Source organism: Micromonospora sp. NPDC048868, from assembly GCF_043198195.1.
GTDB classification, from domain to species: Bacteria; Actinomycetota; Actinomycetes; order Mycobacteriales; family Micromonosporaceae; genus Micromonospora; species Micromonospora reichwaldensis.
On record NZ_JBICUN010000005.1, the window covers coordinates 184,333 to 209,675 of the forward strand.

Sequence of the window (25,343 nt, forward strand, 5' to 3'; positions counted from 1 at the left end):
GGCGGGGCCCGGGGCCGTGCCGTGCGGCGCGGCCTAGAATCGGCGCGTGGGCGTGGCCGTGGCGGTGGAGGAGCGGCGGGCGCCGGTCGGGGCGCTGCTGCGGCAGTGGCGCAGGCGCCGCGGGCTCAGCCAGCTCGCCCTCGCGGTCGGGGCGGAGATCTCCACCCGGCACCTCAGCTTCGTGGAGACCGGGCGCTCCGCGCCCAGCCGGGAGATGGTCCTGCGGTTGGCCGAGCACCTCGACGTGCCGCTGCGCGACCGCAACCGGCTGCTGCTGGCCGCCGGGTACGCCCCCGTCTACTCCCAAGCCCCGCTGGACTCCCCCGAGCTGCGACGGGTCCTCGACGCGGTACGCCGGGTCCTGCGGGCGCACGAGCCGTACCCGGCCGTCGCGGTGGACCGGCGCTGGAACCTGGTCGCCGGCAACGCCACCCTGCCGCTGCTCACGGAGGGTGCCGCCGCGCACCTGCTCCGGCCAACGGCCAACGCGCTGCGGCTGACGCTGCACCCCGAGGGCATGGCGCCCCGGATCGCCAACCTCGGCGAGTGGCGTGCCCACCTGCTCGGGCGGCTGCGCCGGCACCTGGCGCTGACCGACGATCCCGAACTGGGCGCGCTGCACGACGAGCTGTGCGGCTACCCGGGCGGGCCGGCCGCCCCGGACGCGGGCCTGCCCCGCGCCGGGGACGTGGTCGTGCCCCTGCGACTGCGTCACCCGGGCGGCGAGCTGGCCTTCCTCAGCACCGTCTCGACCTTCGGCACCCCGCTGGACGTGACGGTCGAGGAGCTCTCCATCGAGTCCTTCTTCCCCGCCGACGAGGCCACCGCCGCGTACCTGCGTGCCGCCGCCCGCTGAGCGTTACCTCGCGACGGCGGCGGGAACGCGGGGGTCGACGAAGGAGGAACTCATGACCACACCGTCGAGTCCCACCTCGGCATGGCGGCCCGGGATGCCGGGCGGCGACACCCTCCCGTCCGGTCCGGCCGGCCGCCCGAGCGGCCCCGGCCACGACGGGCACGGCCCACAGACCGGTCCGCCCACCGTGACGATCGGGTCGTACCCGGACTATCCGTCCGCCCAGCGGGTCGTCGACTACCTGGCGGACAACCGGTTCCCGGTCGAACACAGCGCCATCGTCGGCACGAACCTCACACTGGTCGAGACCGTGCTGGGCCGGATGACGACGGGGCGGGCGGCCCTGGCGGGCGCCGGCACGGGCGCCTGGTTCGGGCTCTTCATCGGGCTGCTCTTCGGCATCTTCACCGCCGGCAACTGGGTCGCGGCGATCCTGGTCGGGCTCGTCGTCGGCGCGATCTGGGGAGCGGTGTTCGGCGCGGTCGCGCACGCGATGACCGGCGGGCGGCGCGACTTCACCTCGGCCAGCTCGCTGCGCGCCGGCCAGTACGCCGTGCTCGTCGACGCGCAGTTCGCCGAGCAGGCGCGTCAGCTGCTCGGCCGGATGCACATGGCGGCCTCACCGCCCGCCCGCTGAGGCCCTCGCCGGGGCGCCCGCCGGCCGCGACCGCCCCGGGCCCCTCGTCCGGCAGCCGGCGGCCCGCCCCGCGGACGCCGGCTGCCGGCTGGTCCGGGCCGCCGGCGCTTCCGGCCCGGTCCCGGAACACCCTTCAAAGCTGAACGGCACCTCCGCATCACGGGTGACCGCGCTCACGGGGAACTAGTTAAATTTTGAAAGAGTGCTACTGTCATGGGCGTGACCGAGAGCCTGGACAGTGCCCGACTCGCCGCCTGGCGCGCCTACATCGAGGCCAGCCAGCGGCTCTACACGCGGCTGGAGGACGACCTGCGCGCCGACAGCGCGCTCAGCTTCGCCGACTACCACGTGCTCGTCCTGCTCTCCGAGGCACCGGGCCAGCGGCTGCGGATGGGCGAGCTGGCGAGCCGACTGGTCTTCTCGCCCAGCCGGCTGACGTACCAGATCACCACCATGCAGCGGCGCGGCCTGGTCGCCCGGGAGTCCTGTCCCGACGACCGCCGCGGCAGCGAGGCCGTGCTCACCGCCGCCGGGCTGCTGGCCCTGCGCGAGGCCGCCCCGCACCACCTGCGGTCGGTGCGCGCCCACCTGATGGACGACCTCGACGACGCCGAGGTCGCCTGCCTCACCCGGATCTTCGAGCGACTCGGCCGGCGCCTGCGCGCGGACCGCGACGCGTCGACCGCCCACCCGCACAGCTGAGGAGCCCCCGATGCCCGCCATCACCGTCGACAACGTGCTCGTCCTGCCCCGCCTGCCCAGGCTCGACGAGTCCACCGCGTTCCGCCCGGTCCGCCGGCTGACCACCGCGCCCAGCGGCTACGAGGGCGAGGGCTTCCCAGTCCGCCGGGCGTTCGCCGGCGTGCCGGTGAGCGAGCTGGACCCGTTCATCCACCTGGACCAGATGGGCGAGGTGGACTACGCCCCGGGCGAGCCGAAGGGCACGGCCTGGCATCCGCACCGCGGCTTCGAGACGGTGACCTACATGATCGACGGGATCATGGACCACCAGGACTCGCAGGGCGGCGGCGGCACGATCACCAACGGCGACACCCAGTGGATGACGGCCGCGAGCGGCCTGCTGCACATCGAGGCGCCGCCGGAGCACCTCGTCATGAGTGGCGGCCTGTTCCACGGCACCCAGCTCTGGGTCAACCTGCCCCGGGCCGCGAAGATGAACCCGCCCCGCTACCAGGACATCCGGGGTCGGGAGGCGGCCCTGCTGACCACGCCGGACGGCGGCGCGCTGATCCGGGTGATCGCCGGCGAGATCGCCGGGCACCGGGGGCCGGGCTCCACCCACACCCCGATCACCATCACGCACGTGACCGTGCAGCCGGGCGCCCGCGTCGACCTGCCGTGGCGGCCGGACTTCAACGCCCTGGTCTACGTGCTGGGCGGGCGGGGCACGGTGGGCACCGACGGGCGGCCGGTGCACACGGGGCAGCTCGCCGTGCACGGCCCCGGCGACGCGCTGACCTTCGCCGCGGACGCCGGCCAGGACGGCCACACCCCGACGCTGGACCTCTACATCATGGGCGGCGAGCCGATCCGGGAGCCCGTGGCGCACTACGGCCCGTTCGTCATGAACACCCGCGACGAGCTGCTCCAGGCGTTCGAGGACTTCAAGGCCGGCCGGCTCGGTGTCGTCCCCGCCGAGCGGCTGCCGCACACCGACGGCCAGGCCCCGAGGCCCTGATCCCACGCGCGGGCGGTGGGCGCCCCCCGGCACAGCCGGGTGGCGCCCACCGGCGCGTCGGGACGTCGGCGCCCACCGGCGCGGGACGTGGCGTCAGGAGACGGCGAAGATGCCCGCGACTCCCAGGATCACCATGAGCAACACCGTCACCAGCGCGCCCCGCTCGCTTTCGACCGCCTGCTCGCGGTACTCGGTCACGGGGTTCGTCGTCTCGCCGGGCATGGTGTTGCCTCCTCGGTGTTCGCGTCGTGATCGGGCGGGCTGTCGGGGGCCGTCCGACCGGTCACCGGAGTGCCGGCCGGGATGCGGACCCGCGACACGGGTCCTACCGTGAGGACGTTGTCGACCTCGGGGGGCTGGAACGGTGGCACCGCGCAACTGGTTCCTGAGCGCAGCCGAACGCGCCAACCCGGTCTCAGAGTTACCCGTCTGGAGCAGCGGAAACCTTGCCGAGCCGTTAATTCACGGTGCCGAGTACTTCGACCGGCTGGTCGACGAGGTGCAGGCGCTGGAGGCCGGCGACCACCTCTTCTTCACCGACTGGCGGGGCGACCCGGACCAACGGCTGCGCCCGGACGGGCCGACCGTGGCGCAGCTCTTCGCGCGTGCCGCGCAGCGGGGCGTGGTGGTCAAGGGCCTGATCTGGCGCTCCCACCTCGACCTCCTGGCCTACAGCGAGGCGGAGAACCGCAACCTGAGCGAGACGGTCTCCGCCGCCGGCGGCGAGGTGCTGCTCGACCAGCGGGTCCGCCGGGGCGGCTCGCACCACCAGAAGCTTGTGGTACTGCGGCACCTGCGCGCGCCGGAACGGGACGTCGCCTTCGCCGGCGGGATCGACCTGTGCCACAGCCGCCGCGACGACGCCGCGCACCGGGGCGACCCGCAGGCGGTGCAGATGTCCGCCCGCTACGGCGACCACCCGCCCTGGCACGACGTGCAGCTCGCGGTGCGGGGGCCGGTGGTGGGCGCGCTGGACACCACCTTCCGGGAGCGCTGGACCGACCCGATGCCGCTGGACTCGGAGAACCCCCTCGCCTACCTGCGCGACCGGCTGCGCGGCGCGGACCTGCGGCCCGACCCGCTGCCGCCGCAGCCGGCCGACCCGCCGCCCTGCGGCCCGCACGACGTCCAGGTGCTGCGCACCTACCCGGCGGTCCGGCCCCGCTACTCCTTCGCCCCCGACGGCGAGCGCACGGTGGCCCGCGGCTACACCAAGGCGGTCCGGCGGGCCCGGCGGCTGATCTACCTGGAGGACCAGTACCTGTGGTCCAGCGAGGTGGCCGACCTGTTCGCCCGGGCGCTGCGGGAGAATCCCGACCTGCACCTGGTCGCCGTGGTCCCCCGCTTCCCGGACGTGGACGGCCGGCTGGCGCTGCCGCCCAACACGGTGGGCCGCGAGCAGGCGCTGTCGCTCTGCGAGCGGGCGGCCCCCGACCGGGTGCACGTGCTCGACGTGGAGAACCACGCCGGCACCCCGGTCTACGTGCACGCCAAGGTGTGCGTGGTCGACGACGTGTGGGCCAGCGTGGGCAGCGACAACTTCAACCGCCGGTCCTGGACGCACGACAGCGAGCTGTCCTGCGCGGTGCTGGACGGCACCCTGGACGACCGGGCGCCGACCGACCCGGCCGGCCTCGGCGACGGCGCCCGGGTCTTCGCCCGGGACCTGCGGCTGCGGCTGTGGCGCGAGCACCTGGACCGCGACCCCGACGGCGGCGAGGACGCCGACCTGATCGACCCGGCCGACGCCGTGGCGGCGATCAGCGCCGCCGCCGACGCGCTGCAACGGTGGTACGACGACGGGCAGGTTGGTCCCCGGCCGCCGGGCCGGCTGCTGCCGCACCGGGCGGAACGGCTGCCCTGGTACACCCGGGCTTGGGCGCTGCCGGCGTACCGGCTGGTCTACGACCCGGACGGCCGGCCGCTGCGGGCCCGTCGGGCGGGCACGTGGTGAGCGCTCGGGCCTGACCGTCAGGCGGGTACGAACAGGGCGTCGGCCCGGCTGCGGGCGGGCTCGGCCTCGACGGGGCCGGCGTCGGCGGTGTGCACCGTCAGCCCGCCGGGATAGGCGAACGAGGCGCGCGGGGAGTAGAAGCCGAAGCCGATCGTCAGCGGGTTCTCCGGGCGGAGCGCGTAGATCGGGTGGGCCGGCTCCAGGAACTCCACCGACTCGATCACGAACGGGTCGACCGGTTCGGCGACGTACGGGTAGACGGCGCTGAGCAGCTGCCCGTCGCGCGCCGTGAAGTAGCGGTGGTGACCGCTGCTGATCGCCCGGCCCGTCTCGCCCACCTGGCAGCGGGCCCGGATCACCGGTACGCCGTCGATCTCCGTCTCGGCGACGATCTCCCCGTCGTGGTGCTCGATGCGGGTCCGGCCCACGACGGCGGGCGCCCCCCGCGCGGCGGCGTAGGCGCGGACCCGTGCGCTACAGGTCACGTAGTCCGTCCACCAGCCGCCGGGGTTCGTCCCGCCCGGCGCGTCCACCCCGGCCAGCGCCACCCCGAGGTAGGTCAGCGAGTACGCGCCGAAGCCGGAGGTCTGGCTCTCGTCGTCGACCACGTACTGGTTCATGAAGACCAGGCGGTCGGCCGACGGGCGCAGCCCGGCCGGGACCAGCGCCGCGACCGCGTCCGGGTCCGCCGGCAGCCAGCCGAAGAAGAGCGTGCGGCTGTTGACGACGAGATGGGGGGCGGCGGGGTCGAGCACGGCACCTCCGGAGCGGGGCGGGTACCCGCACGCTACGGCCCGTCCCGCGGACGGGACAACGACGGAAAGCCGACATTCGGCGCTGGTCATCCGGGGGACCGTGGCCGCTCGGCCTGCCGGTCCGGGCCGCCCGGATGCAGCGACGTCGATGTCCGGCGGGACCGGCTGGCCGTACGCCCGAGGTAAGCCGACTCACAATCCGAGGCCGCTTTGCCCGATTAGCGCTGTCCGTGCCGGAAAATTACTTAAGTACATCGTACTTTCGGCTAGATTTCGTCATACCGATCGGGCTAAGGTGACTCCCGAACGGACATCTGAAGTTAAACCTAAGCGTCACGTCTTTCATCCGCGGACGAGGTGCAGGGAGGACCACCCATGACCGCGCCAACGATCAGCGAGCCGGCGACCACGACAGCGCCGAGCACCGCCCAGAAGCTCGACCCGCGTGCGCTCACCGACAGCGCCGCGGACCTGCTCAACGCGATGGCCGCGCTGCCGGCCGGCCACCCGTCCCGCGCCGCCCTGCGCGACAGGGCGATCGAGGCCTGGCTGCCGCTCGCCAACCACCTCGCCCACCGCTACAGCGGCCGGGGCGAGCCCACCGACGACCTGGCCCAGACCGCCGCGGTCGGCCTGATCAAGGCGATCGACAAGTTCGACCCGTCCCGCGGCGTCGACTTCGCCGGCTACGCGATCCCCACCATCATCGGTGAGCTCAAGCGGCACTTCCGCGACCGCACCTGGGACATCCGGGTCCCCCGCCGGCTCCAGGAGCTGCGGCTGGCCATCTCCGACGCCAACAGCTCGCTGTTGCAGACCCTGGGCCGTTCGCCCACGGTCGCCGACATCGCCGCCCACCTCAAGCTCACCGAGGAAGAGGTCCTGGAGGGCCTGGAGGGCGCCCGCGCCTACAACGCGGTCTCGCTCTCCACCCCGACCGGCGACGGCGACCGCGCGACCGAGCTGGGCGACATGCTCGGCGGCGTGGACGGCGAGTTCGAGCTGGCCGAGCTGCGGGTCGCCCTCGGCCCGGCGCTGGCCACGCTCGACGAGCGGGAGCAGAAGATCCTCACGCTGCGGTTCTACGGCAACCTGACGCAGTCGCAGATCGCCGAGCAGATCGGCGTCTCGCAGATGCACGTGTCCCGGCTGCTGGCCCGCGCGCTGACCAAGCTGCGGGGGCAGCTCGACGGCACGTACTAGGGGTGGTGGGCGATGGCCGGGCCGGCGGGCCCGGCCATCGTCGTGTCCGGGGCGGGCTCCCGCCACATCGGCCAGAACGGCGTGCCGTCGGGCAGGTGGAAGGGCTCGGCGACCTGGTAGCCGTGCCGCGCGTACAGGTCGCGACCGGTCTCGCTGGCCGCCTCCAGGTAACCGGGCACCCCCTCGGCGTCGAGGACGGCGTGGTGGTGCCGCAGCAGCGCGCTGCCCAGCCCCTGCCCCTGCCGGTCCGGTGCGACGGCGAGGAACGCCAGGTGGTGGTGGTCGGGGTGCGGGTGGTGGGCCTCGAAGAGCTTGTCCAGGTGGGCGAACCGGTCGGTCCACTCCCCGCAGGCCGCGGCCAGCCGGGCGTCGTAGTCCGCCGGCGGCGGGGGCGGGTCGCCCACCGAGGGGAACCAGACCGCGACCCCCGCCCGGTCCGCGGTCGCGTGGACGAGGCCGTACCGCATCGCGTGGTCCACCAGGATCGCGAAGTTGCCGGCCAGCACGGACTGCCGTCGCCCGGCGTCGGGCACCAGCCACCGGGGCGCGTCGAGGGCCATGAACGCCTCGGCGATCCGACCGGCCACCAGCGACGTCTCCCGCGGCCCGAGCCGCTCGATGCGCACCTCGCTCACCGCCGCGCCGCCGTCCCGCTCGGGACGGGCCCGTCGAGGTGCCCGGCCGGCGGCGCCGTCACCGCCACGCTCTCCGCGCCCAGACCGATCCGGGCGTACGTGTCGGGGCGGTTGCCGCGCAGCACCAGCGCCCACAGCAGGCCGAGCAGTGCGGCGACCGGGTAGACCGCCGGGACCGCCCAGCGCAGGGGCGAGTCCGGGGCCACCCCGAGCAGGTCGGCGAAGTTGACCACCGCGAGCAGGACGATCACGGCCAGGGCCACGGCGGCGAGTCCGGGGGCGACCGCGCGCCGCCACAGCGTCTCGTCGACTCCGTCGCGGGCGAAGAAGGCGATCACCGCGACCGAGGTGGTGGCGATCAGCAGCAGCACCCCGAAGCCCCCGGCGGTGCCGACCCAGTAGAACAGCTGCACCACCGGGTCCCAGCCGTTGAGCGCGTAGAGCAGGATCACCACGAGGCCGAGCGCGCTCTGCGCGAGGGAGGCGGCCCGGGGCGAGCCGGTGCGCGGCGAGGTCTGCCCGAACACGGCCGGCAGCACCCGCTCCCGGCCGAGCGCGAACGTGTACCGGGCGGTGGTGTTGTGGAAGGAGATCATCGCGGCGAGCACCGAGGTCAGGAAGAGCGCCTGGCCGATGGTGACGGCGGTGCCCCCGAGGTGCGCCTCGGCCAGGTTGAAGATGAGTCCGATGCTCTGCTCGCCCGCCTCGGCGGCGATCCGGTCCGGCCCGACGGCGACGGTCATGCTCCACGACGACAGCGCGTAGATCCCCGCGATGATGGCGATGGAGAGATAGGTGGCCAACCGCACCGTCCGCCGCGGGTCCCTGCTCTCCTCGCTGAACACCACGGCGGACTCGAAGCCCACGAAGCCCAGGATGGCCAGCACCAGCACCGCGCCGGCGCCGGGCACGACGAGGTTCTCCGGTGACAGCGCGGCGAAGCTGACGTCCCCGCCGGCCGGGTGGGTCAGCTGCCCGAGGTCGAAGACCACGATCACCACCATCTCGGCGACCAGCAGCGCCGCCAGCACCAGGCCGTTGAGGTCGATGCGGAGCAGCCCGAGCACGCCGACCGTCGCCCAGGCGACCAGCGCCACCACCCACCACGCCGGGGCCACCCCGAACAGGCGGCCCAGCACCGGTTCCGCGGCGGCGCCGATGGTGCCGTAGAGCCCCACCTGGAGGGCGTTGTACGCGATCAGCGCCACCCAGGCGGCGCCGACGCCGGCAGGGCGGCCCAGCCCACGGGCGACGTAGGCGTAGAACGCGCCGGCGTTGGCCATCCGCCGGGCCATCGCCACGTACCCGATGGAGAAGAGGGCGAGCACCGCGGCCACCGTCAGGAAGGCCAGCGGGATGCCGAGCACCCCGACGACCCCGTAGCCGGTGGTGACGACGCCGGCCACGACGGTCAGCGGGGCGGCGGCGGAGAGGACGAAGAAGATCACCGACGGCACCCCGAGCCGGCCACGGGCCAATGCCTCGGAGACGTTGCTCGGTCGGTCGAGCGTTGGTGTCGACATACGCGGACTCCGGTTCGAGGGGAGGGAGGGTGGAGGGCGTCAGCCGACGCCGCGCAGCACGGCGGCGCCGACGGCGGCCTCGGTGTGCGCCACGAGTTCCCGCAGCGGCGGGGGCAGCGCCGGGATGAGCACGCCCAGCCGGTGGTGCGCCCGGGGGCCGGCGCTCCACAGCACCTCGCGGCTCAGGCCGGCGGCGACGACCAGACCCAGCAGCGTCCCGTCGGGCACGCTCGGCGGTTCCGGCCGGTCGAGCAGGGCGCGCAGCCGGGTGGCCGGCCAGGCCACCGCGTTGAGGTCGATCGGCAGGTAGCTGACGGTGGTGCGCAGCAGCCGCCGGGTCTCCTGCCGGCGCAGCACCCCCGCTCTGACCAGCCGCTCACCCACCGAGGTGGTGGCGGTCTGCGCCAGGAAGCTCAGCCAGGTACGCACCGGGTGCTGCTGCGTCTCACCGACCAGCTGGTCCAGCACGGTGTGCGCCAGCGCGTCCGCCGGCGGGCGACGGTCGAGCACCGTGACGAGCCCGGCGGAGACGGTGGCGTGTCCACGCAGGACCAGTTCGCCGAGCAGCCCTGCGGCGAGGCCGAGGCCCGTCGCCGTCGGGTTCAGCTTCGCCTTGCCCCGGCTGTCGTTGTGGGTGATCAGGAAGAACTCGTCGGCGATGTGCAACCGGTCCTCCCGCACGGGTTGTCCACAGTGTTCGCAACCGGGCAAGGATGCACCGGCCGTGACTGCAACGCAACTCCCGTTTATGGAAGTTGCACTCCGTGCTGGCCCCACCTGCGGATCTTGCCGTGACAGACTCGGAGGGTGACCGCGAGCCCCACCGTCCGCCGCCGCCGCATCGCCCGGGAACTCCGTCAGCTGCGCGAGCGCGCGGGCATGACCCTGGACGTCGCCGCCCGGCAACTCGACATGTCCAAGAGCAACCTGTCCCGCATCGAGAACGCCCAGATCGGCATCAAGCCGCGCGACGTCCGGGCCGCGCTGGCGCTGTACGAGGTGACCGGGGCCGACGCCGAGGCGCTCATCGAGATCGCCCGCGGGGCGCAGCAGCGCGGCTGGTGGCAGAAGTACAGCGACGTCCTGCCGGAGTGGTTCGAGTTCTACGTCGGGCTGGAGGCGGAGGCGGCGAGCCTGCGCACGTACGAGGTCGAGGCGGTGCCCGGGCTGTTGCAGACCGAGGCGTACGCGCGGGAGGTCTTCCGGCGTACCGCGGGCGAGGACGGGATCGAGCGCAAGGTCGCCGCGCGGCTGCATCGGCAGAACGTGCTGCACCGCGACAATCCGGTCGAGCTGTCCGTGGTGCTCAACGAGGCGGTGCTCTGCCGCCCGGTCGGCGGCAACGCCGTGATGGCCGACCAGATGGCCCACCTCGCGAAGGTCTCTCAACTACCGAACGTGACCCTCCAGGTACTTCCGTTCTCCGCCGGCGGACACCCGGCGATGAACGCGCCGTACGTCGTGCTGACGTTCGCCGACACCGCCGACGCGGCCGTGGTTTACCTGGAAAACCTCACGATGGGGCTGGCTCTGGAGGAGGCCGGGCAGGTGCGCGGGTATAGCCTTGTGCACGAGGAGATGTGCCGGATGGCACTCGGCCCGGAGGCGTCCCTGACCCGCCTGACGGAAGCTTCTCGTCACTTTGCGTGACCGTTGACGCGGCGCGCCGGCACAGACGGGGGTACCGCGATGAGCGCGCTCGACCTGACCCGCGCCCAGTGGCGCACCAGCAGCCGCAGCGTGGGCAACGGCAACTGCGTGGAGGTCGCCGCCGCCGGGGACCGGATCGCCGTCCGGGACAGCAAGGACCGGCCCGGCCCCGTGCTCGCCTTCCCGGCGTCGGCCTGGCGCGCCTTCGTCACCGGCGTCGACGGGGTACGCCCCGGCTGAGCCGTTTCCCGGGCGGTGCGAGACTGGGCCGTGCTCTCGGACGTGCCCCTCGACCTGCCCGTACGCCCCGTGCTGCCGGAGCTGGTCGCGGCGCTGCGCGGCGCCGGCGCCGGCGCCGGGGTGCTGGTCGCCCCGCCCGGCACCGGCAAGACGACCCTCGCCCCGCTAGCCGTGGCCGACGAGGTCCCCGGTCGCGTGCTGGTCGCCCAGCCGCGCCGGGTGGCGGCCCGCGCGGCGGCGCGCCGGATGGCCGCGCTGCTCGGTGAGCCGCTCGGCGAGCGGATCGGGTACGCGGTGCGCGGCGAGCGCCGCAGCGGACCGCGGACCCGCGTCGAGGTGGTCACCACCGGGCTGCTGGTGCGGCGGCTGCACCGCGATCCCGAGCTGGCCGGCACCGGCGCCGTGCTGCTCGACGAGTGCCACGAGCGGCAGCTCGACGCCGACCTGGCGCTCGCGTTCGCGGTGGAGGCCCGGGCCGCGCTGCGCCCCGACCTCTGGCTGCTGGCGATGTCGGCCACCCCCGAGGCAGACCGCTTCGCCGCGCTGCTCGGCGGCGACGGCGCTCCCGCGCCGATCGTCCGGGCGTCCTCGGCCCTGCACCCGGTGACCCGGATCTGGGCGCCGCCACCCCGGCCGGTGGCCGCGCCGGGGGCCGGCCCGGTCGACCGGGGCCTGCTCGACCACGTCGCGGCGACGGTGCGCCGGGCGCTGCGCGAGTGCGACGGTGACGTGCTGGTCTTCCTGCCCGGAGCCGGCGAGATCGGTGCCGTCGCGGGCCGGCTGGCCGACCTGCGCGACGCGGTCGCCGTCCTGCCGCTGCACGGCCGGCAGCGCGGCGCCGACCAGGACGCGGCGCTGCGCCCGGCCGACCGGCGGCGGGTGGTGCTGGCGACGGCGGTGGCGGAGAGCAGCCTGACCGTGCCGGGCGTCCGGGTGGTGGTGGACGCCGGGCTGTCCCGAGTCGCCCGGATGGACCTGGCCCGGGGTCTGGGCGCCCTGGTCACCGTCGGCGTGTCCCGGGCGGCGGCCACCCAGCGGGCCGGCCGCGCGGGCCGGGAGGCGCCCGGGCACGTCTACCGCTGCTGGTCGGCGGCGACCCACGAGCGGCTGGCCGCGCAGCCGGAGCCGGAGATCGCGACCGCCGACCTGACCGGCTTCGCCCTGGAGCTGGCCGCCTGGGGTGCACCGGACGGCGCCGGGCTGGCCCTGCCCGACCCGCCCCCGGCGGCGTCGATGACGGTGGCCCGCGACACCCTCGCCACCCTCGGCGCGCTCGACGCCGACGGGCGGATCACCGACCGGGGCCGGGCGATCGCCGCGGTCGGGGCACACCCCCGGCTGGCCCGGGCGCTGCTCGACGGGGCCGCCCGGGTGGGGGCGGACCGGGCGGCGGAGGTCGTGGCGCTGCTCGCCGAGGACACCGCCGCCGGGCCGGGCGACGACCTGACCGCCGCGTGGCGCCGGTTGCGCGCGGGCGCGGACCCGGGCGCCACCGCCCGCTGGCGTTCGGAGGTACGCCGACTGCGCGCCGCCCTGCCCGACGTGCGGTCGGGACGGCCTGACCGGGGCCGCCCGCCCCGTGCTTCCGACGCACCGGCGGGAGGCACCGGCCGGGCGAGGTCGGCCGGCGACCCCGCGCGGGCCGGCGACGCGGGCCGGTTGACCGACGACCTGGCCGCCGGGCTGCTGGTCGGGCTGGCCCACCCGGAGCGGCTGGCCCGGGTGCGGCGGCCGGGCGGCTCGGCGTACCTGATGAGCGGCGGGACCGCGGCGGAGCTGGCGCCCGGGTCGGGGCTGGCCGGCGCCGACTGGCTGGCGGTCGCGGTGGCGGACCGCTCCCCCGGCGCGCCGACCGCCCGGGTGCGGCTGGCCACCCCGCTCGACGAGGCGACCGCCCGGGAGGCGGGCGGGCCGCTGCTGCGCACCGAGCGGGAGGTCGGCTGGGCCGGCGAGGACGTGGTGGCCCGGGAGGTGCTGCGGCTGGGCGCGATCGAGCTGGTCGAGCGACCGATCACCCGGCCCGACCCGGCGGAGGTGGCGCAGGCCCTGCTGACCGGCCTGCGTCGTACCGGCCTCGGCCTGCTGACCTGGACCCCGGCGGCGCGCGCGCTGCGCGAGCGGCTGGCGTTCTGCCGGCAGTCGCTCGGCGGCGACTGGCCCGACGTGGGCGACGAGGCGCTGCTCGCCGACGCGCCCGCCTGGTTGGGCCCGGAGCTGGCCCGCGCCCGCCGCCGCGCCGACCTGGCCCGCCTCGACGTGGCCGGGGCGCTGCGCCGGCTGCTGCCGTGGGCGCTGGCGGCGCGGCTGGACGAGGTGGCGCCCGAGCGGATCGCGGTGCCGAGCGGATCGCGGATCCGGCTCGACTACGCCGACCCGGCGGCGCCGGTGCTCGCGGTGAAGCTCCAGGAGACCTTCGGCTGGCGGGACGCGCCGCGCATCGCCGACGGCCGGGTGCCGGTGCTGCTGCACCTGCTCTCGCCGGCCGGGCGGCCGGTGGCGGTCACCGCCGACCTGGCCTCCTTCTGGCGCACCGGCTATCCGCAGGTACGCGGGGAGCTGCGCGGTCGCTACCCGCGCCACCCGTGGCCGGAGGACCCGACCACGGCCCCGCCCACCCGGCACACCACTCCGCGCCGGCGCTGAGCGGGCTCATATCGTCGCCTCCCTGCGGTCGGCGACGCCACGAGGCTCCAGAGCGCTGAACCGGCTGGTTCGCTCGCGACGCTCGCTCACTCCTGCACGACGTCGGCGACGACCACCGTGACGTTGTCCGGCCCGCCGGCGCGCAGCGCCAGGTCGATCAGCCGGCGGGCGCAGTCCGCGCGGTCGGGGTGCTCGGCGAGCACCTCGGCGAGGGTGTCCGGGCGGACGACGTTGGACAGCCCGTCGCTGCACAGCAGCCAGCGGTCCCCCGCCCACGGCACCATCGTCGCGTACGCCGGGGAGACCTCCTCGCCCTGCAACGCCTGGGTGACAACGGCCCGGCGGGGGTGGCTGCTGGCCTGGTCGGCGGTGATCACCCCCTGGTCGACGAGCATCTGCACGAACGTGTCGTCCCGGGTGATCTGCTTGAGCACACCTTCGCGGAACAGGTAGGCGCGGGAGTCGCCGACGTGGGCGAGGGCCAGGCAGCTGCCCGTCCGGGCGAAGAGCAGGGCGGTCAGCGTGGTGCCCATGCCCTGCCGCTCCTGATCCTCGGCGACCGCCTGGTGGATCCGCTCGGTGGCGAGCTGGATGCCGCTCTGCAGTGCGGCCACCAGCGCGTGCTCCGGGGTCTCCACGTCCAGCGGAGCGAACGCGTCGATGGCGATCGCGCTGGCCAGGTCGCCGGCCGCCATCCCGCCCATGCCGTCGGCGACGGCGACGAGCCAGGTGCCGGCGTGCAGGGCGTCCTGGTTTCCGCTGCGGATCAGCCCACGGTCGCTCGTTCCCACGGAGCGCAGCTTCAGGGTCATGGGTGGCAGCCTGCCAGGCGGAGGGCTCAGTTGTCTCTAGGAGATCAGGACCTCGGCGAGTCGCGCGGCGAATCTCACTGTCCCGGGGGCCCGTCGGGCGGGTCCACGCCATCCAGCCGGATCGATTGACAGGGTGCCGGAGGCACTGGAACCATCGACAGGACCTGGGAGCGCTCCCAGGTCGTCCACCGCCATCCCCCGTCCCCGCAGTCGTCCGGAAGGAACACCCGTGACGCCATCCCGACGTCGCCTCGCGCTGCTCGCGACCGCGACCGCCCTCGCCCTGACCGGAGCCACCGCCGGCACGGCCCACGCCGAACCGCCCCCCGACGCCCCCGAGCAGATCGACAACGGCGACTTCAGCGCCGGCGTGTCCCCCTGGTTCTCCTACGGCACCGGTCCGCTCGCGGTCACCGACGGCCGGCTCTGCGCCACCGTGCCCGGCGGCCTGGCCAACCCGTGGGACGCCGGCATCGGCCAGGACGGCGTGCCGCTGGTCGCCGGGGCCGAGTACACGCTCGGCTTCGACGTCTCCGCCACCCCCGGCGCCGCCGTCAAGGCCGTCCTGCAACTGGGCACCGCCCCCTACACCACGTACGCCAGCGTCGACGCCACCGCCGGCGGCACCGCCCAGCGGTTCGAGAAGACGTTCACGGTTCCCGAGGCGAACCCGGCCGCCCAACTGATCTTCCAGGTCGGCGGTGCCGCGGCCGAGCAGACCGTCTGCCTGGACGACGTCTCGCTGCGCGGCGGCGACCCGCCCGCGCCGTACGTGCCCGACACCGGGCCACGGGTGCGGGTCAACCAGGTCGGCTACCTGCCCGGCGGGCCGAAGAACGCCACAGTGGTCACGTCGGCGACCGACGCCCTGCCCTGGCAGCTCCGCTCGGCCGCCGGCGCGGTCCTGGCGAGTGGCAGCACCACCCCGCGCGGCGTGGACGCCGCCTCCGGGCAGAACGTGCAGACGCTCGACTTCTCGTCGTACCGGACCCCGGGGGCGGGGCTGACCCTGACCGTCGACGGCGAGACCAGCCACCCCTTCGACATCTCCGGCACCCTCTACGACCGGCTGCGCGCCGACTCCCTCCAGTTCTTCTACGCCCAGCGCAGCGGCATCGCCATCGACGGCGACCTGATCGGCGCGGAGTACGCCCGCCCGGCCGGGCACCTCGACGTGGCGCCCAACAAGGGCGACACCAACGTGCCCTGTCAGCCGGGCGTCTGCGACTACTCGCTGGACGTGCGCGGCGGCTGGTACGACGCCGGCGACCACGGCAAGTACGTGGTCAACGGCGGCATCGCCACCTACCAGCTGCTGAACACCTTCGAGCGGACCCGCACGGCCGCCACCGCCGGGCACGGCGCGGCCCTCGGCGACAGCACGCTGCGGGTGCCCGAGCGCGGCAACGGCGTGCCGGACGTGCTCGACGAGGCGCGCTGGGAGCTGGAGTTCCTGCTGCGCATGCAGGTGCCGGCCGGCAAGCCGCTCGCCGGGATGGCCCACCACAAGATCCACGACCGGAACTGGACCGGGCTGCCGCTCGCCCCGCACGACGACCCCGAGCAGCGCGAGCTGCACCCGCCGTCGACCGCCGCCACCCTCAACCTGGCCGCCGTCGCCGCCCAGTGCGCGCGGCTCTTCGCCCCCTACGACGCGGCCTTCGCCAAGCGCTGCGGCACGGCGGCGAAGACGGCCTACGCCGCCGCCAAGGCCAACCCGACGCGGTACGCCAGCCCCGCCGACAGCACCGGCGGCGGCGCGTACGACGACACGAACGTCACCGACGAGTTCTACTGGGCCGCCGCCGAGCTCTTCCTGACCACCGGCGAGCAGCCGTACCTGGCGGACCTGAGCGCGTCGCCGCACCACACCGGCAACGTGTTCGACCCGCGCGGCTTCGGCTGGCAGGGCGTCGCCGCGCTGGGCCGGCTCGACCTGGCCACCGTGCCGAACGGGCTGCCGGCCGCCGACCTGGCCCGCGTGCGCGCCTCGGTGACCGCCGCCGCCGACGCCCACCTGGCCGAGGCGGCCCGGCAGGCGTACGGGCTGCCGATGCCCGGCGACCCGGACAGCTACTTCTGGGGCGGCAACAGCAACATCATCAACAACGCGGTCGTGCTGGCCACCGCCTTCGACCTGACCCGCGACGCGAAGTACCGCGACGGCGCGGTGCAGGCGATGGACTACGTCCTCGGCCGCAACGCGCTGAACATCTCGTACGTGACCGGGTGGGGCGAGCACGCGGCGGAGAACCAGCACAGCCGGATCTTCGGCCACCAGCTCGACCCGGACCTGCCGAAGCCGCCCGCCGGCTCGCTGGCCGGCGGCCCGAACGCCGCCCTCCAGGACCCGTTCGCCGCCAAGCTGCTCGCCGGCTGCAAGCCGATGTTCTGCTACGTCGACGACATCAACTCGTACGCGACCAACGAGGTGGCGATCAACTGGAACTCGGCGCTGGCCTGGATCGCCTCGTTCCTGGCCGACCAGGGTGACTCGAAGGCGGTGCCGGCGCCCACCTGCTCCGCCACGTACACCAACTACGGCACCTGGGAGGGCGGCACCGGGTTCACCGCCCAGGTGACCATCCGCAACACCGGCACCAGCGCGATCGACGGCTGGGCGGCCCGCTTCGCCTTCACCGGCGACCAGAAGGTACGCGAGGCCTGGCTGGCGAAGGCGACCCAGGCGGGGGCCACGGTCACCGCGAAGAACGAGTCGTACAACGCCAGGATCGCCCCGGGCGGCACCGTCACCTTCGGCTTCAACGCGGTGACCGGCGGCGGCGCCAACCCGGCACCCGGCCTGATCACCGTCAACGGCGCGGCCTGCGCGCTCTCCTGACCGACCCGTGGTCCGGTGCGCCCCGGGCGATCCGTCGCCTCGACCGCACCGGCCCGGATCGTCCCAGGTGACGAGCGCGCCGCCCGCGTAACGGCCTCCCCCGGGTCCCCGGGGGAGGCCACCACCGGGTCCGGCCGTCGATTCTCGTGGACGGCGTCGCGGGGCGTACGACAGGGTGTCCGACATGGACGACGCGGAGCGGCGGGTCTGGTCGCGACTGCCGGACGACACCCGGAGTGCCCTGGCCGACCTGAGCCCGGCGGACCTGCGCACGCTGCTGCTGGCGGTGGCCCGGGACCGGGCGGCGGCGGTACGCCCCGCGGACCTGGTCCGCCGCTGGCGCACGGACCGCTTCACCCGGCCGGCGGCGGCCGACCCCCGCGCGCTGGCCGCCGTCGAGGCCCGCCTGTGGGAACTGCTCCCGGCGGAGTTCGCCGGCGTCGACCTCTCCCCCGTCGCGCCGCTCGGCACCTGCTCGGTCGTCACGCCGATGAGCCAGAACCGCATCGTCACCACCTTCCGCGCCACCGAGGTGCTCAGCGATCCCACCAACGCGCTCGCGATCGAGGCCGCGGTGCGTCGCCGGGAACAGCCGGCCGGCGGCACCGTGCACCTGGCCGCCTGCCACCGGGTGCTGCGGGCGCAGGACTTCGGGCCGACCTGGGCGGCGCACTTCCGGCTCTTCACGCTGGTCTCCAGCGCCCGCGACACCGGCTCGGGGCGCACCGAGGCACGGCTGCTCACCCAGCACCTGGCGTACTGGCGCGCGGTGCTCGCCACCCTGCTGCCGCCGTCGGCGGCGGCCCGGGTGCACCTGACCGTGCTGGACAGCCCCGTCGTCGCGGAACGGATCGCCGACACCGTCCGGCCGGCGCTGGGCCCGTCGGGCGTACCGCTTGTGGACGAGCCGGAGCGCCGGCGCGGCCGGGGCTACTACGTCGACGCGGCGCTGCGGATCACCGCCGGCGAGGTCGAACTCGGCGACGGCGGCTTCACCGACTGGACCGCCAGGATGACCAGCGACGCCAAGGAACGCTGCCTGACCTCCTGCCTGGCGACGGAGCAAACCGCCGCGCTCGCCGAGGGCCGGGGCCCGGCGGCGCCCTGACCACGATCAGGCCGCATCGATGCCTGGCGGAGCCCGCCTACCATCATTGCCATGGATGCGACGGGGTGGATCCTGGCCGGGATCGCGGTGACGGCCGTCGCCGTCACCCTGGTCGTGCTGGCGCTGCGGAGGCGGCGGGCGTCGCCTCCCGGCGGGCGGGACGCGGCGTTGACGGCGGCGCGCAAGGCGATCCGGCAGTCCCGCCGGGACGGCCGGCGCCGTGGGCGGGGCAGCCTCCGCGGCGAAGGGTACGGCGGGGATCCCAGCACGATGGGCACCGCCAGCTCCGGCGACTCGGGCGGGACGCCCTGACCTCCCGGCGTAGCTGCCGCCCGGAGCGGTGCATCGTCTACGACATCAGCTCGACAGCACGAGCGCGGGGAGACCGCCGCCCCGGCCGGGCGCACCGAGGCGCCTGGTTGTAGCAGCATGTCCGTCATGACCGACCAGCGAAACCCCAATCTGCGTCCCGGCGGGCCCGATGACGCGCCCGCCGTGCTGCGGCTGTTCGACGACGCCATCGCCTGGCTGGCGGCGCGGGGCCGCACCGGCCAGTGGGGCACCGAAGCGGCCTCGACCGACCGGCAGCGGATCGCGCAGGCCGAGGCCTGGACGAGCAGCGGCGGGCTGTGGCTGGCGACGCTCGCCGACCGGCCGGTCGGCGCCCTGGTGGTCGGGACGGCGACCGAGTACGTGCCACCCGCCACCGAACCCGAGCTGTACGTGAACCTGCTGGTCACCGACCGCGCGCACGCCGGGTCCGGCATCGGCGGCCGGCTGCTGGCGCACGCCGCGGAGCTGGCCCGGGAGCGCGGGCTCGGCCTGCTGCGGGTGGACTGCTACGCGGGCGACGACGGCGCGCTGGTCCGCTGGTACGAGCGGCAGGGCTTCACCGCCACCGACCCGTTCACGGTCGAGCGCCCGGGCCGCGACCCGTGGCCCGGGCAGGTCCTCGTCCGCCGCCTGCCCTGAGCCACTCGCCCGTCGACACGGCACGCCCCGACAGCGGCGCGGGCCCCGACCGCTCAGCCGGCGCTGCGCAGCTTCGGCAGCACCTCGGCGCCGAACGCGTCGATGAAGTCCCGCTGCTCCTGCCCGACGTGGTGCAGGGCGATCTGGTCGAAGCCCAGCTCCAGGTACTCCTCCAGCCAGCCGACGTGCCGGCCGAGGTCGGCGGAGACGTTCACGACGTCGTGGACCTTCTCCATCGGCACGTCCCGCGAGACCACATCGAAGTGCTCCGGGGTCTCCAGGTCCCAGCAGACCGGCGGGGCGAAGACGTTGCTGCGCCACTGGTCGTACGCGAGCCGCTCGGCCTCGGCCTGCTCCGGCGCCCAGCTCACGTGCACCTGGAGGTGCAGCGGCCCGCGCCCGCCGGCGTCCCGGTACGCGTCGATCATCTGTCGCAGGTGCGCGGTCGGGGCGTTCACGGTGATCAGCCCGTCCGCCCACTCCGCGCACCAACGGGCGGTGGCCACGCTGACCGCCGCCCCGATCAACGCCGGCGGCTGCTCCGGCCGGGTCCACAGCTTCGCCCGGTCCACCCGGACCAGGCCGTCGTGGCTGACCTCCTCGCCGGCCAGCAGCGCGCGGATCACGTCCACGCACTCGCGCAGCCGGGCGGTGCGGACGTCCTTGCGCGGCCAGTCGTCGCCGGTGATGTGCTCGTTGCTCGCCTCGCCGGTGCCGAGGGCGGCCCAGAACCGGCCCGGGTACATCGCCCCCAGCGTGCCGATCGCCTGGGCGATGATCGCCGGGTGGTAGCGCTGCCCGGGGGCGTTGACCACCCCGAACGGCAGGTCGGTGGCCTGGAGCGCGGCGCCGAGCCAGGACCAGGCGAAGCCGGACTGGCCCTGCCGCTCGCTCCAGGGCGCGAAGTGGTCCGAGGACATGGCGGCGTCGAAGCCGGCCCGCTCGGCGTGGATCACCGCCTCCAGCAGGGCGCGGGGATGGATCTGCTCGTGGGACGCGTGGAAGCCGAACACCGTCATGGCGTCACTCCGTACCCACGACGGCGTCCGGCTACGCCGACCAAGCCGGGCGGGGCTACTCCGCGTGCGCCCCGGCGCCGGCCGAGGCGGCCCCCTCGCCCACCCAGACCGTCTTGGTGTTGCAGAACTCCCGCATGCCGAGCGCGGAGAGCTCCCGGCCGTAGCCGGAGTTCTTCACCCCGCCGAAGGGCAGTTCCGGGTAGGAAGTGGTCATCCCGTTGACGAAGACGTTCCCGGCGTCGAGGTCGGTGGCGAAGCGCTCCTGCTCCTCCGGGTCCCGGGTCCAGGCGTTGGACCCCAGGCCGAAGGAGGTGCCGTTCGCCACCTCGACCGCCTCGTCATACGACGACACCCGGTAGAGGCCCGCCACGGGCCCGAAGACCTCCTCGGACCACATCCGCATCTCCGGCCGCAGGTCGGTGACCACGGTCGGCGGGTAGAACCAGCCGGGGCCGGCGGGCGGCTCGCCGCCGCAGAGCACGGTGGCGTCCTTGTCGACGGCGTCCCGCACCTGGGCGTGGATCTCGTCTCGCCCGCCCTCGCTGGCCAGCGGGCCGACGTCGGTGTCGGGGTCCATCGGGTCGCCGACCCGCAGGGCCGACATGTTCGCGGCGAACTTCTCGGCGAAGGCGTCGAAGACGTCGGCGTGCACGATGAACCGCTTGGCGGCGATGCAGGACTGGCCGTTGTTCTGGCAGCGGGCGGTGGTGGCGACCTCGGCGGCCCGGTCCAGGTCCGCCGACGGCATCACCACGAACGGGTCGCTGCCGCCGAGCTCCAGCACGGTCTTCTTCAGCTCCCGGCCGGCGATCTGGGCGATCGAGCGGCCGGCGCCCTCGCTGCCCGTCAGCGTCGCCGCGCGCACCCGTGGGTCGCTGAGCACCCGGTCGACCTCGGCCGAGCCGACCAGCAGGGTGGTGAACGCCCCCTCGGGGAAGCCCGCGCGGCGGAACAGGTCCTCCAGCAGCAGCGCGGTCTGCGGCACGTTGGAGGCGTGCTTGAGCAGCCCGGTGTTGCCGGCCATCAGGGCGGGTGCGGCGAACCGCAGCACCTGCCACAGCGGGAAGTTCCACGGCATCACCGCGAGCACCGGCCCGATCGGCTGGTAGCGGACGAAGGCCCGGGTGGCCTTGACCGCTCCCGCGTCGGCGGGCTCGTCGGCGAGGAACTCGGCCGCCTTCGCCGCGTAGAAGCGGCAGGCGGCGGCGCACTTGGTGACCTCCGCCCGGGCCGAGGCGTACGTCTTGCCCATCTCGGTGGTCATCAGCCGGGCGGTCTCGTCGCGCTCGGCCTCCAGCAGGTCGGCCGCCGCGTTCAGCCAGCGCCCGCGCTGGTCGACGGTGGTGTCGCGCAGCTGGCGGTACGCCAGGTCGGCCCGCTCGATCGCGGCGTCGATCTGCTCCGGCGACATCGGGTCGTAGGTCTTGAGCGTCTGTCCCGTGGCGGGATTGGTGGTCGCGATGGGCATCTCGTCCTCCTGTCACTCGAAGAGTGAGTGGCGGGCTCCCGGTTCCTCCCGGCGGCGGGCGGCGCGGCGCCGCTGGATGATGATCAGGTCGACCACGGCGACCACCGCGAAGACCACGCAGAGGACCCCGAGCCACACCAGGTCGGCGTTGAACGCCAGCACCGCGAAGACGGTCATGGTGACCAGACCGAACCCGGCGAGCAGGAGCCGCATGTTGAGCGCGCTGTAGGCGTGGCCGACCGTGCCACGGGCGCGCCGGGGCTGCGATCTCGTCATCTCACCGACCTACCCCCGATCGACCCGCTTAACCCGCCCCGGCGGTGGGCCCCGGGGCTCCCCCTCCTCCCCCGCGCGGGTTGGCCGGCCGCCACCCCGCCGGTCGCCCGCGCGGCCCCCGCCAATCGACCGCCCCGCCGATCGATCGCGCCGGCCCCGCCGGTAGACGCGCCGGGCCGCCGGTCGACGCGCCGGTCCCGCCGGTAGACGCGCCGGCCCGCCGGTACCGCCGCGTCGGCCCTCGCGGTGGGCCGCGTCACCCCGCTGGTGGGGTGCGTTACACCGGTGGCCCGTGAGCCTGTCGAACCGGCTCCGAGCGGAGAGGATGGCCGGTATGACGATGACCCACGCGCTGCCGGTGACCGTCGCCGTCGCCCGGCGCACCGACCCCGCCCGGACCAGCGAGATGGTGGCCTGGATGCGGGCCGGCACGGCGCTGGCCGAGGCGTTCCCGGGGTTCCTCGGGTCCGGCTGGGTACGCAGCGCGCCCGGCTCCGGGGAGTGGCACATCATCTACCGCTTCGCCGACCACGACACGCTGCGCCGCTGGGAGGAGTCCCCGCAGCGGCACTGGTGGCTCTCCTCGGCGCAGGGCATCGTCGAGCACACGCGGGTCGAGCGGCGTACCGGCGTCGAGGGCTGGTTCGACCCGCCGCCGGAGCACGTGGCGCAGACCGTGCCGGTCAGCGCCGAGCCGACGGTGCCGCCGCCCTCACCACCGCGCTGGAAGCAGGCGGTGACGATCTGGCTGGCGTTCTTCCCGCTCAGCCTGACCGCGACGCTGCTCACCAGCCGCTTCCTCCCGGACGTGCCGCTGGCCGCCCGGGTGCTGATGATGACCCTCACGCTGACCCCGCTGATGACCTACCTGGTGCTGCCCCGGATCACCCGGACCCTGCACTGGTGGCTGCACGGCCAGCCCGCGCCCTGGCGCGCCGACCCCCGCCTGGCGCGCTGACCCCCGCCCCCGACCCGGGCCTCCGTCTGGCGCGCTGGCCCCTCCCGCCACGCTGGCCCCTCCCGCCGCGCTGGCCCCCGCCCGACGTATCGATCCGCTAGCATGCGAGGCCGCGCCGGAACAGCTCTCTGCCGCATTGTCGACAGCGACGGGTGGCCCCACCGGGGCCGCGCTTAGAGTTACCGCGCTGTCGCTCTCCGCTGCGGGACTGGGGATGGTATGCCTCGACGCTGGGTCACCGTGGCCGCCTGTCTGCTGGCGCTGGTTGCGCTCGCCTGCGAGGGCGGCGGGGAGCCCGGCTCCCGCCCGCCACGGGAGACGCCGTCGCCCGGCTCGCCCGGTGGCATCGCGGCCCTCGGCGACTCGATCAGCACCGGCTTCGGCTCCTGCCTGGTGCTCGTCTCGTGCGAGCGCAACTCCTGGTCCACCGGCGACGGGCTGCGCGTCGACAGCCTGTACCGGCGGCTGCTCGACCGGAACCCGGCGATCCGGGGCAGGGCCCACAACCACGCCAGCCCCGGGGCCCGCGCGGCGTCGCTGGAGGGGCAGGCCCAGCGGGCGGTACGCGACCGCGTCGACCACGTCACCGTGCTGATCGGCGCCAACGACGTGTGCCGGGGCGGCATCGAGGCGATGACCCCGGTGAAGCAGTTCCGCGCCGAGGTGGACCGCGGCCTGCGGGTGCTGCGGCAGGGGCGGCCGAAGGCCCGGGTGCTGGTGGTGAGCGTGCCCAACCTGCACCGGCTCTGGGAGGTCGGGCACACCGACGCGCGGGCGGTGCGGGCCTGGAAGCGGGGCGTCTGCCCGGCGCTGCTGGCGAACCCCACCTCTACGGACCCGCTCGACCGGGCCCGCCGGACGGCCGTGCGGGAGCGGATCGCCGACTACAACGCCCAACTCGCCGCCGCCTGCAAGGCGTACGGCTCGCGCTGCCGGCACGACGGCGGGGCGGTGCACCGGGTGCGGTTCGACCTGGAGCTGGTCAACCCGCTGGACTGGTTCCACCCCAACGCCGCGGGGCAGGACCGGCTGGCCGGCGTGGCGTGGCGCGCCTCGGGCCTCGGCTCCTGACCCTGCCGGCCGACGCACGCCCAATCGGGCGGGCGGACGGGCGGCAGGATGGCGGGTGAGGGCCGGCGTCAGGGCCGGCGGGGTTCGGGGACGGTCGGTCCGCCGTGCTGGCGGTAGAGGGCGTGGGAGCGCGCGGCGAGATCCTTGGTGGCCGACGAGTTGGCCCAGGTGCCGAGCACGATCGCCGCGCCGGGCACCACCTTGGCGAAGACCCGCTTCGCCGCGCGCACCCCGGCCATCTGGGCCAGTCGCACGCCCAGGCGCAGCATGACCTTGCCGAGCGGGTTCTGCCCCCCGCTGCCGAAGAGGGCCCCGGCACGCTCCCGGCCGGCGGCCACCCCGAGCGCGAGCCGGGCGCTCTCGGCGACCTTGTGCACCTTCTGCAGCACCAGCAGGTCGGTCGCCCGGTCGCCGTGCAGCGGGTCGACGCCGTACGCGGCGGCGACGTGCAGCACCATCCGGGCCTGCGTCCAGGCCAGGATCCCCACGTCGATCACGGCGCCGGGCAGCCCGGCGGCGCCCGAGACCGCCCCGGAGAGCCGGGCGTGGTTGACGAACTTGCGTACCGCCTGCTCCGCCAGGGCCTCGGCGGAGACGCCGGGCTGCTCGGCCCGGGCCCGCGCGGCCCACTGCGCCGCCTCCGGCCCCAGCCGGCGTACGGCCTCCAAGGCTAGGTGCTCCGGGGCGTACTGCGGGTCCTCCCGCATCCGGTCCCAGAGCTTCAGCGGTGGCGCCTCGGTGGCCTCCTGCGTCGGTGCCGGAACCACGGCCGGCGGCTGAGGTCCTCCGGCGACGTGCTGGTCGTCGGCGGGCGCGGGATCGGTCACAGGGTCTCCCGGGGGTCGGAGAGGTCGGCGGTGACGGGTCAGCGGCGGTTCTGGAGCTTGGCCGCGAGACCCCGGAGCTTCTGCTGGGTGGCGGGCTTGGCCAGCTCGCGACGGCCACGGTCGACCATCTGCTGACCCTTGGGCGAACGCAGGAAGGTGCTGATCCGCTGCATCAGTGACATGTCGTCCTCCAGT

The 25,343-nt window shown here is 74.9% G+C and carries 26 protein-coding genes; 15 read left to right on the plus strand and 11 right to left on the minus strand.

Features of this window, described 5'->3' with window-relative positions; translation table 11 throughout:
* The first annotated feature begins 46 nt into the window (after nt 1–46).
* The 4 genes from ACGFNF_RS10340 to ACGFNF_RS10355 all read left to right on the plus strand — a co-directional run bounded on the left by ACGFNF_RS10340 (nt 47) and on the right by ACGFNF_RS10355 (nt 3,192).
* Entirely contained in the window at nt 47–856 is an 810-nt protein-coding gene (locus tag ACGFNF_RS10340) for a helix-turn-helix domain-containing protein (protein ID WP_393167108.1), read from the plus strand.
* A 52-nt stretch (nt 857–908) separates the two neighbouring features.
* The gene (locus tag ACGFNF_RS10345; protein ID WP_357578830.1) at nt 909–1,493 is read left to right on the plus strand and encodes a general stress protein; all 585 of its coding nucleotides are present in this window, start codon (nt 909–911) and stop codon (nt 1,491–1,493) included.
* 219 nt (nt 1,494–1,712) lie between these two features.
* The gene (locus ACGFNF_RS10350) at nt 1,713–2,195 is read left to right on the plus strand and encodes a MarR family winged helix-turn-helix transcriptional regulator (RefSeq protein ID WP_121395498.1); all 483 of its coding nucleotides are present in this window, start codon (nt 1,713–1,715) and stop codon (nt 2,193–2,195) included.
* Nucleotides 2,196–2,205: 10 nt separating this feature from the next.
* Complete coding sequence (locus ACGFNF_RS10355; protein ID WP_357578829.1) at nt 2,206–3,192, plus strand: pirin family protein; 987 nt, start codon at nt 2,206–2,208, stop codon at nt 3,190–3,192.
* Between the two features lie 93 nt (nt 3,193–3,285).
* Here the strand turns inward: ACGFNF_RS10355 and ACGFNF_RS10360 are convergent, their stop codons facing one another.
* Complete coding sequence (locus ACGFNF_RS10360) at nt 3,286–3,414, minus strand: hypothetical protein (protein WP_255474758.1); 129 nt, start codon at nt 3,412–3,414, stop codon at nt 3,286–3,288.
* A 142-nt stretch (nt 3,415–3,556) separates the two neighbouring features.
* Here ACGFNF_RS10360 and ACGFNF_RS10365 point away from each other — a divergent pair, with 142 nt between their 5' ends.
* Nucleotides 3,557–5,146 carry a phospholipase D family protein gene (locus ACGFNF_RS10365; protein ID WP_393167111.1) on the plus strand — a complete coding sequence of 530 codons (1,590 nt, stop codon included), beginning with the start codon at nt 3,557–3,559 and terminating at the stop codon, nt 5,144–5,146.
* A gap of 17 nt (nt 5,147–5,163) precedes the next feature.
* Here the strand turns inward: ACGFNF_RS10365 and ACGFNF_RS10370 are convergent, their stop codons facing one another.
* On the minus strand, nt 5,164–5,901 hold the full coding sequence (locus ACGFNF_RS10370; protein ID WP_393167113.1) for a hypothetical protein: 738 nt from the start codon (nt 5,899–5,901) through the stop codon (nt 5,164–5,166).
* Nucleotides 5,902–6,276: 375 nt separating this feature from the next.
* Here ACGFNF_RS10370 and ACGFNF_RS10375 point away from each other — a divergent pair, with 375 nt between their 5' ends.
* Nucleotides 6,277–7,104, plus strand: coding sequence for a SigB/SigF/SigG family RNA polymerase sigma factor (locus ACGFNF_RS10375; RefSeq protein ID WP_357579948.1), 828 nt, complete (start codon nt 6,277–6,279; stop codon nt 7,102–7,104).
* Here the strand turns inward: ACGFNF_RS10375 and ACGFNF_RS10380 are convergent.
* Genes ACGFNF_RS10380 through ACGFNF_RS10390 form a run of 3 tightly spaced genes read right to left on the minus strand, consistent with a single transcriptional unit; the run spans nt 7,101 to nt 9,943 of the window.
* Nucleotides 7,101–7,739 (minus strand): GNAT family N-acetyltransferase, encoded by a 639-nt coding sequence (locus tag ACGFNF_RS10380; RefSeq protein WP_357579947.1) that lies wholly within the window; start codon nt 7,737–7,739, stop codon nt 7,101–7,103. The two genes, ACGFNF_RS10375 and ACGFNF_RS10380, sit on opposite strands and share 4 nt — an antisense overlap.
* Nucleotides 7,736–9,262: an APC family permease gene (locus ACGFNF_RS10385; RefSeq protein WP_393167115.1), complete on the minus strand. Its 1,527-nt coding sequence runs from the start codon at nt 9,260–9,262 to the stop codon at nt 7,736–7,738. The genes ACGFNF_RS10380 and ACGFNF_RS10385 overlap by 4 nt, the downstream gene beginning before the upstream one ends.
* Nucleotides 9,263–9,301: 39 nt before the next feature.
* Nucleotides 9,302–9,943, minus strand: coding sequence for a GPP34 family phosphoprotein (locus ACGFNF_RS10390; RefSeq protein ID WP_357579945.1), 642 nt, complete (start codon nt 9,941–9,943; stop codon nt 9,302–9,304).
* A 126-nt stretch (nt 9,944–10,069) separates the two neighbouring features.
* On the opposite strand from ACGFNF_RS10390, the gene ACGFNF_RS10395 reads away from it, so the two are divergent.
* Genes ACGFNF_RS10395 through hrpB form a run of 3 tightly spaced genes read left to right on the plus strand, consistent with a single transcriptional unit; the run spans nt 10,070 to nt 13,795 of the window.
* A complete protein-coding gene (locus ACGFNF_RS10395; RefSeq protein WP_151456261.1) occupies nt 10,070–10,912 on the plus strand; it encodes a helix-turn-helix transcriptional regulator in 843 nt (280 codons plus the stop codon).
* 39 nt (nt 10,913–10,951) lie between these two features.
* Nucleotides 10,952–11,152: a DUF397 domain-containing protein gene (locus ACGFNF_RS10400; protein ID WP_132235920.1), complete on the plus strand. Its 201-nt coding sequence runs from the start codon at nt 10,952–10,954 to the stop codon at nt 11,150–11,152.
* 30 nt (nt 11,153–11,182) lie between these two features.
* Nucleotides 11,183–13,795: an ATP-dependent helicase HrpB gene (gene hrpB / locus ACGFNF_RS10405; RefSeq protein WP_357579944.1), complete on the plus strand. Its 2,613-nt coding sequence runs from the start codon at nt 11,183–11,185 to the stop codon at nt 13,793–13,795.
* A gap of 86 nt (nt 13,796–13,881) precedes the next feature.
* Here hrpB and ACGFNF_RS10410 read toward each other — a convergent pair whose 3' ends face one another.
* The gene (locus ACGFNF_RS10410; RefSeq protein WP_357579943.1) at nt 13,882–14,607 is read right to left on the minus strand and encodes a protein phosphatase 2C domain-containing protein; all 726 of its coding nucleotides are present in this window, start codon (nt 14,605–14,607) and stop codon (nt 13,882–13,884) included.
* Nucleotides 14,608–14,836: 229 nt separating this feature from the next.
* On the opposite strand from ACGFNF_RS10410, the gene ACGFNF_RS10415 reads away from it, so the two are divergent.
* The 4 genes from ACGFNF_RS10415 to ACGFNF_RS10430 all read left to right on the plus strand — a co-directional run bounded on the left by ACGFNF_RS10415 (nt 14,837) and on the right by ACGFNF_RS10430 (nt 19,529).
* Complete coding sequence (locus tag ACGFNF_RS10415; protein WP_357579942.1) at nt 14,837–17,449, plus strand: glycoside hydrolase family 9 protein; 2,613 nt, start codon at nt 14,837–14,839, stop codon at nt 17,447–17,449.
* A gap of 184 nt (nt 17,450–17,633) precedes the next feature.
* Nucleotides 17,634–18,557: a hypothetical protein gene (locus tag ACGFNF_RS10420; protein WP_357579941.1), complete on the plus strand. Its 924-nt coding sequence runs from the start codon at nt 17,634–17,636 to the stop codon at nt 18,555–18,557.
* Between the two features lie 51 nt (nt 18,558–18,608).
* Nucleotides 18,609–18,869: a hypothetical protein gene (locus ACGFNF_RS10425; RefSeq protein ID WP_357579940.1), complete on the plus strand. Its 261-nt coding sequence runs from the start codon at nt 18,609–18,611 to the stop codon at nt 18,867–18,869.
* 126 nt (nt 18,870–18,995) lie between these two features.
* Complete coding sequence (locus tag ACGFNF_RS10430) at nt 18,996–19,529, plus strand: GNAT family N-acetyltransferase (RefSeq protein WP_357579939.1); 534 nt, start codon at nt 18,996–18,998, stop codon at nt 19,527–19,529.
* 53 nt (nt 19,530–19,582) lie between these two features.
* On the opposite strand, the gene ACGFNF_RS10435 is transcribed toward ACGFNF_RS10430, so the two are convergent.
* Genes ACGFNF_RS10435 through ACGFNF_RS10445 form a run of 3 tightly spaced genes read right to left on the minus strand, consistent with a single transcriptional unit; the run spans nt 19,583 to nt 22,292 of the window.
* Nucleotides 19,583–20,548: a TIGR03885 family FMN-dependent LLM class oxidoreductase gene (locus tag ACGFNF_RS10435; RefSeq protein ID WP_357579938.1), complete on the minus strand. Its 966-nt coding sequence runs from the start codon at nt 20,546–20,548 to the stop codon at nt 19,583–19,585.
* 55 nt (nt 20,549–20,603) lie between these two features.
* Nucleotides 20,604–22,016, minus strand: coding sequence for an NADP-dependent succinic semialdehyde dehydrogenase (locus ACGFNF_RS10440; RefSeq protein ID WP_357579937.1), 1,413 nt, complete (start codon nt 22,014–22,016; stop codon nt 20,604–20,606).
* 12 nt (nt 22,017–22,028) lie between these two features.
* On the minus strand, nt 22,029–22,292 hold the full coding sequence (locus ACGFNF_RS10445) for a DUF6343 family protein (RefSeq protein ID WP_089001114.1): 264 nt from the start codon (nt 22,290–22,292) through the stop codon (nt 22,029–22,031).
* Nucleotides 22,293–22,626: 334 nt separating this feature from the next.
* Between ACGFNF_RS10445 and ACGFNF_RS10450 the strand changes: the two genes are divergently transcribed.
* The gene (locus tag ACGFNF_RS10450) at nt 22,627–23,250 is read left to right on the plus strand and encodes an antibiotic biosynthesis monooxygenase (RefSeq protein WP_311412887.1); all 624 of its coding nucleotides are present in this window, start codon (nt 22,627–22,629) and stop codon (nt 23,248–23,250) included.
* A 219-nt stretch (nt 23,251–23,469) separates the two neighbouring features.
* Nucleotides 23,470–24,321 carry a GDSL-type esterase/lipase family protein gene (locus ACGFNF_RS10455; protein WP_357579936.1) on the plus strand — a complete coding sequence of 284 codons (852 nt, stop codon included), beginning with the start codon at nt 23,470–23,472 and terminating at the stop codon, nt 24,319–24,321.
* 68 nt (nt 24,322–24,389) lie between these two features.
* Here ACGFNF_RS10455 and ACGFNF_RS10460 read toward each other — a convergent pair whose 3' ends face one another.
* Together ACGFNF_RS10460 and ACGFNF_RS10465 are read right to left on the minus strand one after the other, a co-directional pair.
* Complete coding sequence (locus ACGFNF_RS10460; protein ID WP_393167120.1) at nt 24,390–25,148, minus strand: EcsC family protein; 759 nt, start codon at nt 25,146–25,148, stop codon at nt 24,390–24,392.
* 38 nt (nt 25,149–25,186) lie between these two features.
* Nucleotides 25,187–25,330 carry a hypothetical protein gene (locus tag ACGFNF_RS10465; protein ID WP_357579935.1) on the minus strand — a complete coding sequence of 48 codons (144 nt, stop codon included), beginning with the start codon at nt 25,328–25,330 and terminating at the stop codon, nt 25,187–25,189.
* Between the last annotated feature and the right edge of the window lie 13 nt (nt 25,331–25,343).